This window comes from Paraburkholderia nodosa (assembly GCF_001718195.1).
Lineage (GTDB): Bacteria > Pseudomonadota > Gammaproteobacteria > Burkholderiales > Burkholderiaceae > Paraburkholderia > Paraburkholderia nodosa_A.
This window is the reverse complement of the sequence record NZ_MCNV01000029.1, coordinates 73,371-85,118: the sequence shown is the minus strand read 5'-3', so window position 1 is coordinate 85,118 and position 11,748 is coordinate 73,371. Positions and strand designations below refer to the sequence as shown.

10 protein-coding genes are annotated in these 11,748 nt (G+C 62.1%); 4 read left to right on the top strand and 6 right to left on the bottom strand.

The genetic code is table 11. The annotated features are described in order from the left end of the window. Positions 1–816 precede the first annotated feature (816 nt). Positions 817–1,290 (bottom strand): hypothetical protein, encoded by a 474-nt coding sequence (locus tag BFD71_RS32775; RefSeq protein ID WP_256095013.1) that lies wholly within the window; start codon positions 1,288–1,290, stop codon positions 817–819. Positions 1,291–1,738: 448 nt separating this feature from the next. Here BFD71_RS32775 and BFD71_RS41655 point away from each other — a divergent pair, with 448 nt between their 5' ends. Continuing rightward, entirely contained in the window at positions 1,739–1,906 is a 168-nt protein-coding gene (locus tag BFD71_RS41655) for a hypothetical protein (protein ID WP_176732991.1), read from the top strand. Between the two features lie 178 nt (positions 1,907–2,084). Beyond that, positions 2,085–2,219, top strand: coding sequence for a metallophosphoesterase family protein (locus BFD71_RS42910; RefSeq protein WP_176732992.1), 135 nt, complete (start codon positions 2,085–2,087; stop codon positions 2,217–2,219). 59 nt (positions 2,220–2,278) lie between these two features. On the opposite strand, the gene BFD71_RS41645 is transcribed toward BFD71_RS42910, so the two are convergent. From BFD71_RS41645 to BFD71_RS32755, 5 genes are all read right to left on the bottom strand, one after another. Next, entirely contained in the window at positions 2,279–2,428 is a 150-nt protein-coding gene (locus BFD71_RS41645) for a hypothetical protein (protein WP_176732990.1), read from the bottom strand. Between the two features lie 440 nt (positions 2,429–2,868). Beyond that, the gene (locus BFD71_RS32770; protein WP_069268406.1) at positions 2,869–3,870 is read right to left on the bottom strand and encodes a hypothetical protein; all 1,002 of its coding nucleotides are present in this window, start codon (positions 3,868–3,870) and stop codon (positions 2,869–2,871) included. A gap of 18 nt (positions 3,871–3,888) precedes the next feature. Next, complete coding sequence (locus tag BFD71_RS32765) at positions 3,889–6,567, bottom strand: DEAD/DEAH box helicase (protein WP_069268405.1); 2,679 nt, start codon at positions 6,565–6,567, stop codon at positions 3,889–3,891. A gap of 185 nt (positions 6,568–6,752) precedes the next feature. Beyond that, complete coding sequence (locus BFD71_RS32760; protein ID WP_069268412.1) at positions 6,753–7,781, bottom strand: UPF0149 family protein; 1,029 nt, start codon at positions 7,779–7,781, stop codon at positions 6,753–6,755. 760 nt (positions 7,782–8,541) lie between these two features. Then, the gene (locus BFD71_RS32755; protein WP_069268404.1) at positions 8,542–9,345 is read right to left on the bottom strand and encodes an IclR family transcriptional regulator; all 804 of its coding nucleotides are present in this window, start codon (positions 9,343–9,345) and stop codon (positions 8,542–8,544) included. A 139-nt stretch (positions 9,346–9,484) separates the two neighbouring features. Between BFD71_RS32755 and BFD71_RS32750 the strand changes: the two genes are divergently transcribed. Further along, positions 9,485–10,468: a hydroxymethylglutaryl-CoA lyase gene (locus tag BFD71_RS32750; protein ID WP_069268403.1), complete on the top strand. Its 984-nt coding sequence runs from the start codon at positions 9,485–9,487 to the stop codon at positions 10,466–10,468. Continuing rightward, positions 10,465–11,739: a CaiB/BaiF CoA transferase family protein gene (locus tag BFD71_RS32745; RefSeq protein WP_069268402.1), complete on the top strand. Its 1,275-nt coding sequence runs from the start codon at positions 10,465–10,467 to the stop codon at positions 11,737–11,739. Before BFD71_RS32750 ends, BFD71_RS32745 begins: the two co-directional genes overlap by 4 nt. Positions 11,740–11,748: the final 9 nt, after the last annotated feature.

The window sequence follows — 11,748 nt, the reverse complement described above, 5'->3', positions numbered from 1 at the left end:
GGTCGGAATCACCGCGTCGCATGCGCACAAGGATGTGACGATACTCAAACAACTCGAACCTCCTGTTGGCCATAGGCGCTCCGTTCAAATGAACGGAGCGTACCGACTTGGAAAGTTCGAATTGCGCTTGTGCCCGCTACCGCTGGCTTCTGCACGCCGCCCGCAGGGTGGCTCCTTTGCGCCGCCCATGCAGTGGCTCGATTACGCCGCCCCTGGACTGGCTCTATTGCGCCGCCCATCAGGTGGCCCGATTACGCCGCCCCCGAATTGGCTCTATAACTCCGCCCGCTGACACTCGCCGACCCGGCTTCTTGTGCTCGCCGTCGCGTATTCGGTCGCGAATCCGCTGTTACATCACCTCTGGTTTGCGTTGACCGGTGCGACGGGGCATTTCTCCGAAAGCCTGTTCAGCATGTTTGTGGGCGACCTCGCCGGCACGCTAATCATGCTGTATGCGATGAAGGGATTGCTGGCTTTGCTCCCGAAACGGCCAGGCGATTCCCGCCTCACGAACGGGATGTTCAGCATTCACGTTGCACTAACGAATGCATATAACAATCAGGCTCCACGCTAGCGTGACGAAGGGGTTGCGATGAGGCGCAATCGCAGCCCGTCTCGTGGCGCTATGTACGATTGTCGCCATCGTGCGTCTCGACGTTGTGTTGCACCCAGGCTGCAGTGTCGCGATTCGCGACGACCGCTAGGCGCACTCAATGCTGGGCGGCCTGCCCCGACTCACGCCCTCAATCCCGCAAGTGTGAGAGCCTTCAACGGCCCTGTTCGAGCCCGGACGGGCCGTGCGCCCCATATCTGCCGTCAAGCCAGGCGGTTGTTGTAGGCGAGATCAAGGGCTAGCCGGATCCTGAACATGCCGTCGGTCATGCGTGAGGACTGGCTGGGATGCCTGGGCAGCAGGGCAAGCGTGCCCTTCACGATATAGACGAGAATCAGCGCGCCCAGCAGATCGCCCACAAACATCGTGAAGAAACTCTGCAGGATGTCCTGCGTACTGCCCGTCATTGCGAACCAGAGATGATGCAGCGTCGAGTTCGTGAGTGCGACAGCAAGCGCGAGCACTATAAGGCGCCTTGGCGTGAGATTCGTCAGCGACGCCTTCAGGCCATAGCGTTCCAGGGCGAGGCGATGGACCGCGTACGGGCCGGCCGAACTGAAGATCGCGCCCGCGATTGCCCGCACGGGGTCGTTCGGGAAGTAATGAAAGAAATCGACCAGCAAGGCGGAGACCAGCAGCCCGATCGCACCGTCCGAGCCCAGCAACAGCGTACTCAAAAGCCGGATGCCAGTCGGAAGATAGTTCCACTTCCACCCAACGCGGAAACGCGGCATGCAGGAAGATCAGTTCATCGACCTCATCGACCCAGAGCGTCAGCACATAGACAAACACAGTCCCAGCCATCCGTTGCGAGTCGACTTCGGCATCCTCGTCGTTGAGCCGCGCACCTGCATATGTCATATTGCGACATATTATTTATGGGAGCCTTACGGTGACCGGTACTGCGGTGGATGACAGTCTACGCAGAGACAGACGCGATTCACGTGGGCGGCGCATGGCCTTGAGGGAACTGCACCTAGCCCCGACCGACGCAATCCGGGCATCGTGAAGGCCTTGGCGGGGTCACGCGAGGGGATGGGACCGCGATCTCCGACGACAGTGCAACGCGATCGCACACGACCATCGCCGAACACATACCCGGTTCCAACATCCGGGAGCAATACGATGTTTGCCACACCGATGTTTCTCGTCGCCCTTTTCGCTTTAATTGTGGCCATGCACCGCGGCGTGACCCGCAAGGCAGACGCGAGCCTTCGCGCACAATTCGATGCGCAAGGCTCTGGCAGCGCAGTGTCGCGCCAGATGATGCGAGTTGCGGGATTTAGCGTCTGAGGACGGAAGCAGACCATCGCGTCCGGGTAGCTCACGCGAAAGGGAGAAAACGCGGGGCGCCTCGGCCCCGCGGTTGCGCTACTGGCGCGGCGCCAGCCATTTAGGTCCGCTCTAACATCTCTACTGCGAGCGCGGCGGTGGCGCGGCGTTCGCTACAGCGGCCACAGGATCGAACCGCCTGAATCCAGAGCCTCGGCTCGTCCTGATAACCGGAGATCTCACGGACGAGGGTCTCCCGGAAGAATACGAAATGCTGCAACTGCTGGCGCAGTTGACGCACCCCAATATGGTCTTACCCGGCAACCAACGATGACCGCAGATGTCTGCGCGGCGCGCTCGACAATCAACCGCGGCTAACATGCGCGGGTGGACTCAATTTTCGGCGTCGATGTCGGCTATGTGCGCATCCTTGCGATAGACACAAGAGTCCCAGGCTCCCGCCACGGTGAAACCGGTCCGGCGGCGCAGTTGTGGCTGGAACGCGAGCTCGTCGAATACGTGAACCGACCGGTTGTCATCCATGCGTCATCCGCCGTTTCGCACCGGCATCCCCCATCTCGAACTTTTCGGCATGCAGACGACTGACGCCTTGCGACTTCTTCTATCCGGACATCACAACGTTGAGCGCATCGTCACCGGGCACGTTCATCGCGCGTTGCACGCGCGTCCTGGCGCCGTACCCGTGTTGACCTGCCCAAGTTACGACAACGCAGATTGCATTGCGACTCCAGCCAAATGCGAATCCCGCGTCGTTGCTCGAACCTCCGGCCATCCAGTTGCACTGCTGGCAGGATGGCGCGAGTAGTGGTGCATCGCATCTTTGCCATATCGGCGAATTCGGTGAACAGTTTCCCTTCGCATGACTGAAGTTGCGCTGTTCGACACAGTGCTTTCCGTAACAGTTGCAAACTTCGAGAGCGCGATCAGTCGCCGGACCAGGCGGTGATGCGTCGCCGCAGACATCACCCGCGGCGTTTCGCGGTTTTCGATGCAGCGGGCGCACGCACAGTGGGCTTTGGGGATGCAGCCGAACGTGTCGCCTTCGAGACGCCGGGGTCGGTTTTACCCTTTGGCTTCTTCACGGCAGAAGCACTGGCTTTCACGTCTGGCGGCACGGCCTTGCCTTTCGGTGTCACTTTCGCGTTCGAAGACGCCTCCGATGCCGTCGATCCCGGCGTGCGTGCCTTTTGTGAGGCGGTTTCCTTGCGCGTGCGCTTGCTCCGGGCCGGGGGCGCATCGGCAAAGGGCTCCGTGTCGATAACGATCCCGAACACATCCCCCAGGTCCACGTTGTCGAGTACCTTGCCGGACGCCAGGCCGGCTCCTGCCCCGGAGAGGTTCGCACCGGTGCTGCTGACGAGATCGCCAGGGTCGACACCACGTAACGTAAAGAGCAATTCTGGCTGCTGGTCGAGCCGCGCGCCGACGCCATAGAGTACGGCGGCGACGTGCTTGCACATCGCCGCCCAGTCCAGGCAGTTGCAGCCGAGTTTGATCTCCTTCGGCGCGGGGAAGAGCCCGCTGCCCGGCTTGCAGATGCGGCCCATCACCGCAGCCGACAGCTTGCCCTGCAGCAGTTCGACCATGGAGTCAACCGACGATGCGCACTCGACACTCAACGCCCGCCACTGTTTTTCCGGGCAGGCTGTGACATCGATTTCGATCTCGTACACGCTGGACCCCATGACCTGTGCGCGGATCCTGCCCGTCGAAATCTGAAGATCGATCACGGAACCATTGCGCACATAGGTGCGACCGCGTGGCAGGCGACTGGCGTAGTCACTGTAGTGCTCAAGGTTATCGCACCATGCCTTGCCCCAGAAGGTCTTCGCAATGGCCCCTCGATAGGGTGCGATGGGCGACAGCGTCTTGCCGGACTTGATCGCTTTCGCAACCAGTTGCTCCGCCTGCTTTCTGCGCTCGGCCACCGGGACGTAGGGTTTCCATCCACCGTAGTCAGCCATCGGCGTTCCTCTCCCTGATCAGTTTGCCTGCGCGGAATGGATATCGAGCCTGACCAGATCGAGCAGTTCGCGGTCACTTATCTCGGTCAGCAGCAGCTCCGCGCCGCCCTCAAGCACATCCTTCACCAGCTGCTGCTTTGTTTCGATTAACTGATCGATCCGGTCCTCGACCGTACCCCGGCAAACGAACTTGTGTACCAGAACATTCCTGCGCTGGCCAATGCGGAATGCCCGGTCCGTCGCCTGATTCTCGACCGCCGGATTCCACCAGCGATCGAAGTGGATCACGTGGGAGGCGGCAGTGAGATTCAACCCCGCGCCGCCCGCCTTGAGCGAAAGCACAAAGAACGGAACCGATTCATCTTCCTGGAATTGCCGGACGAGTTCGCGGCGTTTGGCGACGGGCGTTCCACCGTGGAGAATCAGACCTTCCCGGCCAAAAAGCGAGCCGAGGTGGGCAGCCAGGGGCTCCGTGGTTTCGCGGAACTGCGTAAACACGAGCACCTTTTCCTGTTTCGCTGCGATCACGTCGACCAGTTCGCGCAACCGCGCGAATTTGCCGCTGGCTTCCGGCTGCCACGCCGCATCGCCAAGCCACTGGGACGGATGGTTGCAGATCTGCTTGAACCGCATCAGGTAGCTTAATACGATCCCTTTACGTTCAATGCCCTCGGTACCATCGAGCGCCGCAGCCAGGTCCTTGACCGCGCGTTCGTACAGGGCGGCCTGGATGGGGCTCAGGTGACACCACGCCTTGAGTTCGGTTTTTTCCGGGAGATCGGTAATGACACGCCGGTCTGTTTTCAGGCGACGAAGGATGTAGGGCCGCACAAGAGTGCGAAGCGGGCCGAAATGTTCGGCTTTTGCCAGACGCCGGGTCAGACCGGCAAAGTCCTTCGCCGAGCCCAGCAGGCCGGGATGCGTGAAATCGAAAATGGACCACAGATCCGACAGGCGATTTTCCACCGGGGTGCCCGTCAGGGCGATGCGTGAGCGGGCCTGAAGCTTCTTCACCTGTTTCGTCTGCCGCGCGCCGGGGTTCTTGATCGCCTGGGCCTCGTCGACAATGGCGACGCGCCATTGCATTGTTTCCAGAACGGGCTGGCGCAGCAGCGAGCCGAAGCTGGTAATAACGAGGTCCGTCTGCGCGAGCCGGGCGCTGTCCAGGGCGCGCAGTTCGTCGGCAGGCGTCATGGACGGGTGCACCACCAGCACGCGCAGGCCCGGCGCGAAACGCTCCGCTTCCGCGGCCCAGTTTGCCAGCAGGGACGCCGGGGCGACCAGCAGGCTCGGGCGCGGGTCGACCGGGTCGCGCCTGAGGATCAGTAGCAGGGAGAGGACCTGCATCGTCTTTCCGAGACCCATATCGTCGGCAAGACACGCTCCGAGCCCGAGCTGGCTGAGCAGGTAGAGCCAGCGCACACCGGCCTGCTGGTACGGTCGAAGCTGCGCTTTCAGATCGGGACCCGGATCGACCTGCGCCAGCCCTTCCGGCTGGCGCAACTGCTGCAGCATCTGTGCAAGCCAGTCGCCAGCCACGACCTGCGCCCAGTCGCGCTCGCCGAACGCGTCATCTTCATCACCGGAGACGCCCGCCAGCAGACGCAGCGCATCGTTCAGCGGCAGTCCCGCCTGCGCGGCCTTTTCCAGACCTTCAAAGCGCTGAAGCAGGCGGCCCAGCCTCTTCGTGTCCACCTCGATCCAGCGCCCGCGAATCCACTGAAGGCCGTCGGCCCCCTTGAGCAGACTCCGGATCTCGGCCGGACTCAACGCCTCGCCATCGAGCGACACCTCCATCCTGAAGTCGAGCAGTGCTTCCCTGCCCAGGCGTGACGGAGGCCGCGTCCCGACGCTCGCCCTGACCGCGGGCCGCGCGGGGCGTCCCGCGGCCCAGCTCGCCGGTAGTCGAACCATGATGCCGGCCGATTCCAGGGCCGGCAAATCGGAGAGCAGGCGAAACGCGTCGGCCGGCATCCAGCGCAACGGGTGGTAGATTTCGCGCGATTCAACCATCGCGCGCAACCAGTCGCAGCGTTCAGCGGCACGCTGGACCGGCATCAGGAGGGAGAGAAGCTGTGCCTTGTTGCGCGCACCGGAGAACTCTTCGAGCGCCCGCGAAAGGGGTTGATGCTGCGTCTTGCCATGGGCCGACAGGCGCGCAGCGTATGTAGCCAGGAACGCGAAAGGTGCTTCGGGATCCTTGCGGTTTTCGGCAAGGTTGAAGTGAACCCGGCCCACCAGATTCCATGCAGGATGACGCGACCTGAGGAATGCCTGAAGTGACTCTCCCGATTCAGCGAGCTCGTCGCGCAGGGCGCCATCGATTTCGCTCCACAGTGCCGCCAGAACATCCGGAGTGAGATATTCAGCACCCGTCATGGGTGGCGCGTCGTCGATCAGTGTGCCGAGCTCCGTTGGGTCTGGCTCTGCGACCGCGATTTCCCCACTTTCCGTCGTAGTGCACAGGGCCGTGACATAGCGGGCTCCCAGTTCTCGCCACCACGCCCAGGCGGGCGGCAATGCCCGCCCGATGGTCGCGCTTCCCAGATAGAGCAGCCCGTGACCGGCGCCGCGCGCGAAAGCTGCGCCCAGCGCTACGTCATCGGGTAATGCAGGCGCCTCGATGTCGGGTGCGGCAAGCAGATGGCCGGCCGGGGTGATTCTTGGCGAGAGGCGATCGGTATCGGTCAAGGACATGAACAGATGATGGGGAAGGCCCGGTTTCAAATGCAGACGGAAACGATCACGTATCGGCTGCGCCGTGGGAAAAATGACCGGTCCTGGTCGTGGGACGGATTGTTTCGCAGCACGTCACATGACATCGCCGGGCAACGCATCCGTTCACCGCGCGCAACGCCAGGCCCTTCCGGGTGCGGGCGCGCTCAGCATTGCGACGCGGGCGCCGGTCCGTTACCGGTTACCGGGGCGATGTCGCGCATGTTGACCGTGCTGAATGCTTCGGCCAGCGCAGCCCCATCGGTCGGGAACGGCTCGTCCCAGACGGTGGACGTCCCGGACGCGTCGATGATTTCCAGTATCCAGCCGTCGCGACCTTCATCGCCGGCGCGATAGATGTGCGCATCGACAGACGTGCCGCCACGCGTGATGCGCGTAGCCAGCGGGGACAATGCCAGCGGGTGAAACGCGTCGTCCGTCAGTCGACCGATCGAATCCACGAGGAACACATCTTTGGACACGCTCCCGTCCCGCGCGGCCCGATTCCTCGCGGTGATCTGCGTCGCCGGCTTGGCTTTCGACCACGAACCCGCCGGAATCGCACCTGGCTGCTCGCCCTGCTCCAGCGATCTCCGACGTTCCTCACACACGTAGCGATGGATATTGAGTACCGATGCTGCGAGCTGGAGGACAAACGACCGGCGTTGCCCGACCGTGTAGTCCCGTCGCGCCAACTCCTCGTATCCGGAGGCGGTGCCGAACAGCAGGATGATATTGAACCACCAGGGGTGCCGTTCGATCAGCGGCTCCCAGGCCTCCCGGTCGATGTCGATGCCCTTGCAATACCCCTCGCACCATTCGTCGAGGACGGGAACCTCTTCGCCCTCGTATACGCTCGTGCGCAGCGGGAGTTCGAACAGGTCGGGGCATTGATTCAGGGTGTCGTTGATGTCGTTCCAGTACTGAAAAATCAGTCCTGTGACCTTGCGAGCCCGGCCTGCCGACAGGAATCTGGGTTGACGGGTTGCGTGCCTGGCATCCCAGATCCAGGGAAGGATCGCGCCCGGCATGATCGCGTTCGGTCCGGAGATGACGGCAGTCAGAAATCCATGCAACATGACCGCACCCATCGCATCGTCGCAGACGGCATTGCCCGAAAGAAAGCGTTCGAGGAATTCCAGCTCTTCGTCAGTTAACGGATTGTTGAGTTCGGGATCAGGATGATCGAATTTCATGATTTGTCCGTGCAGTATGCGGCAACCGCGATGCAGTTCACTCGCGCTGGCGTTTCCGTTGCCGTCGACGTTCAGCGCTACGCCGCGCTCGTGAGGCATTTCGGCCAGTGTCGCAGTCCCGGCATTTTATCCGAGGCGCGATGCATGGACCGGACGCCGGGCGACACGCGATGAATGCTTTGGCTGCCCTGTCGGCAGTTTTTTTGCCAGGGTGTACCCGTCACCATGGCAGGCGCGCGCGGCTCAGTCCGAACCGCACGTGCTGGCTGGAACGCATCCACGCCGGCCAGGCATCGCGGATGCCCGCGGTGCGGCGGCGCATTGTCATCACGCCACCGGTCAGCCAACCCGGGCTGTTGGGGCGACGTCGTCGCAGCAGTGTCGGCCCGCGCCCGGTTCGCAGCGGTCGCGGGGTAGCCCCATTGCTTACCGACAGTCGTACGGCGAACTGCTGGTCTCGGCCAGAAACAGACCTTAGCTCTGCCTGCCTGACCGTCAGCTTTGGTAGCGTTCGCGGCCTTTCGACCCGAGGCCGCAAACAGTTACTCCGCCGCCTGGCGGCGAACGAGCGCGCAGGTAGCGTCCCGTTTCGTGCCACTAGGCCTGACCGGTCGGCCGGGAATCTGGACGAGCACTTGTGGGCGCGGGTCGCAGTACCAGTACCATCGTCCCCGAAATCGCGCCGGGCTTGACATGGCAGTTCGGCAATTCAATGCGAGCGGTCGACCATTCACGAGCGACCGCCGTGAGCGTCCCCACTTCAGCTTCTATTAGCAAATTCCGCGATGCTGGCATCGTATCGACCACCCTTGCCGCCGAGCGCAACGGTCGCGCGTTTTGCACTGACAAGTAAGGCCGCAACGGCCGCGTCGATGGTCGAAGGAGTACAAAATCTCTCTTTCGGTCCCGACAGCGTGAGCGCACCCACCAACTCGCCAGTCGAGTCGAACACGGGGACGGACGTCGAAGCGGTTTCGGGATCGCGTTCACCAAAAGACGCCGCCCAAAGAGCGTCGCGCACTTCGCTCCAGCGAGGATCCTGTGCCTCAGTGAAAGCGAGCAGCACCTTGCCGGAGGCACCTTTGTCGATCGGGAACTCTTCGCCGACGCGAATTGACACACGCACGCTCCTCGTCGGCTCGACACGATAGAGCACCAGTCGATGATCGCCCTGCCGCACATAGAACGACGCCGTTTCCCCCAGGTCGCGGCTCAATTGCTGAAGCAACGGCTCGATAACGGGCCCGACCTGGAAGGATCGCTGATAGAGCGCGGCGAGCCGTAGTGGCTGGTGGCCGACGCCGTACTGCCCGTCACTCATTTTTCGGATGAAGCCTCCATGCTCCAGCGCGCCCAGCAGGCGCAAGGCCGTGCTTTTGTACAACCCCGTGCGCCGCGAGAGTTCGGTAAGCGTCAACTGGTCGTCGGTCGGCCCGAACGCGTTGAGGATGGCGAACGCACGGTCGAGCACAGCTACGCCGCTGGAACTGTCATTGGCAGTGTCGGATGGCTCAGGCGTTGAAAGGGCATCAGCGGTCACGGCGTGTTTGGTCGTCTTGATCATAAGTGGCATCGTATCGTTCTATCTGACAGAACTCAAGTTCTATTTCCGTGGGTTTACCCCGCTTTCGCGGGTGTTTGGATGCGCCTATAGTTCTGTCTAACGCAACATTGGTCTGTCTGCCAGAACTAAGGAGCCAAATATGAGCACTTCAAGTCCGAAGGTGCTGATCAGCGAGGTCGGGCCGCGCGACGGTCTACAAAGCATCAAGAGCGTCATGCCCACTGCTGCGAAGCTGCGATGGATTTCCGCACTCGCGGCTGCGGGAATCAAGGAAATCGAAGTGGGATCGTTCGTGCCGGCGAAGTTGCTGCCGCAGATGGCTGACATCCGCGAAGTCGTGGTGCATGCCCTCTCAATCCCGGATCTGCACGTCGCGGTTCTCGCACCAAATCTTCGTGGAAGCCAGAGCGCCTTCGAAGCGGGTGTGCATAAGGTGACGCTTCCCGTTTCGGTGACCAACGAACATTCGCTGGCCAATATCCGGAAAACCAACGAGCAGATGATCGAAGAAGTCCGCAATATCGTCGCGCTTCGCAACGAACAGTTTCCGGGCGTGCAAATCGAGGCAGGCGTTTCCGTTGCCTTCGGCTGCACGATTGCGGGCACCGTGAGCGACGATCAAACGATGCGCATGTGCCAGGCAATGGCCGAGAGCGGCGTCGACGAAATTGGCCTCTCCGATACCGGCGGCTATGCGAATCCGGCACAGGTTCGCCGACTGTTCCGTCGGTTGCAATCGGAATTCGGCGCGAAGGCTGGCGGCGCACATTTCCATAACACGCGCGGACAGGGTTTAGCGAACGTCGTCGCCGCGCTCGAGGTCGGTGTGACGACAATTGATTCGAGTCAGGCCGGCCTGGGCGGCTGTCCTTATGCGCCAGGCGCCACCGGCAACATCGTGACCGAGGATCTGGCGTTTCTGCTCGAAGCGATGGGCTACGACACCGGTGTGGACATCGACAGGCTCATTGCCGCGCGCGCCATTCTCGCGGAGGCACTGCCTGGCGAAGCGTTATATGGACACGTGCAGGACGCGGGTCTTCCAAAGGGATTCGCGTATGCGGATGGCCGCGCGCCCAGCGCGCCGCAACCGGAAGGCTGCCTGATTGGAGTAGCGCAATGAGCGACGTGCAAGCAAACCAGAATCTGCCGTATGGCGGCGTACGCGTCGTCGAGATGACGCACATGGTGATGGGGCCGACATGCGGCATGGTGCTGGCGGACCTGGGCGCGGAAGTGATCAAGGTCGAGCCTATATCCGGCGACAGCACACGTGTTTTGCGCGGTTCCGGCGCGGGCTTCTTCAGCACGTTCAACCGCAACAAGAAGAGTATCGCGGTCGACGTAAAAGATCCGCGCGGCGTCGAAATCGTGCACAAGCTTCTTGGTGGTGCAGACGTTTTCAGCGAAAATTTCAAGAGCGGCACGATGGATAAGCTCGGCCTCGGTTACGCCGCGCTGTCCAGGCTCAATCCGCGTCTTGTCTACGTGTCGCATAAGGGCTTTCTGCCCGGCCCGTACGATCATCGCACCGCGCTCGACGAGGTCGTGCAGATGATGGGCGGCCTCGCTTATATGACCGGACCCGACGGCAGACCGTTGCGAGCAGGGACGAGTGTCAACGACATCATGGGTGGAATGTTCGGCGCGATCGGTGCGATGGCAGCGCTGGCTCAACGCGTACGCACGGGGCGTGGTCAGGAAGTACAGAGCGCGCTGTTCGAGAACAATGTATTTCTCGTCGCCCAGCACATGATGCAGTACGCGGTGACCGGTAAGGCCGCGGCACCGATGCCGAGCCGCATTTCAGCATGGGCGGTCTATGACGTGTTCTCGGTCAAAAACGGCGAGCAGATCTTCCTCGCGGTTGTCTCGGATACGCAATGGCACCTGTTTTGCGACGCTTTCGGGCTTGCAGAACTCAAGGCTGATGAGCGGATCGCTTCCAACAATCAGCGTGTGCAGGCCCGTGAATGGTTGTTGCCGCAGCTTCGAAAACATATGGAAGCGTTCTCGGCTGCCGAGATCAGCGCAATCTTCGAGCGCTGCGGTCTGCCGTATGCGCCGATCACGAAACCGCAGGATCTGTTCGATGATCCGCACCTGCTCGCTACCGGCGGACTCGCCGAGGTGACTTTGCCGCCCGACGCAAGCGGCGCAGGGCAGGCTATTGCGACGCGGACTGCGCTGCTGCCTTTGACGCTTGGCGGTGAGCGTCTGCACCTGCGTGCGGCGCCGCCTTCGCTGGGTCAGGATACCCAGGCGCTGCTGACGGGTCTCGGCTACACGCCGGAGGATCTCAGGCAGTTGACCGAGGCCGGGATCGTCAAGTGTCAGGACGCTCAGCCTGGCGATGCGTCGAACCCATCGGCGAACGAACTCGCCAGCGCCTGACGTTGCAAC

Bases quoted from the DNA above. Each gene is read 5' to 3' on its own strand.
- BFD71_RS41655 (WP_176732991.1), top strand. From the start codon at position 1,739: ATGTTTGCCACACCGATGTTTCTCGTCGCCCTTTTCGCTTTAATTGTG.
- BFD71_RS41645 (WP_176732990.1), bottom strand. From the start codon at position 2,428: ATGGATGACAACCGGTCGGTTCACGTATTCGACGAGCTCGCGTTCCAG.
- BFD71_RS32770 (WP_069268406.1), bottom strand. From the start codon at position 3,870: ATGGCTGACTACGGTGGATGGAAACCCTACGTCCCGGTGGCCGAGCGC.
- BFD71_RS32765 (WP_069268405.1), bottom strand. From the start codon at position 6,567: ATGTCCTTGACCGATACCGATCGCCTCTCGCCAAGAATCACCCCGGCC.
- BFD71_RS32760 (WP_069268412.1), bottom strand. From the start codon at position 7,781: ATGAAATTCGATCATCCTGATCCCGAACTCAACAATCCGTTAACTGAC.
- BFD71_RS32755 (WP_069268404.1), bottom strand. From the start codon at position 9,345: ATGATCAAGACGACCAAACACGCCGTGACCGCTGATGCCCTTTCAACG.
- BFD71_RS32750 (WP_069268403.1), top strand. From the start codon at position 9,485: ATGAGCACTTCAAGTCCGAAGGTGCTGATCAGCGAGGTCGGGCCGCGC.
- BFD71_RS32745 (WP_069268402.1), top strand. From the start codon at position 10,465: ATGAGCGACGTGCAAGCAAACCAGAATCTGCCGTATGGCGGCGTACGC.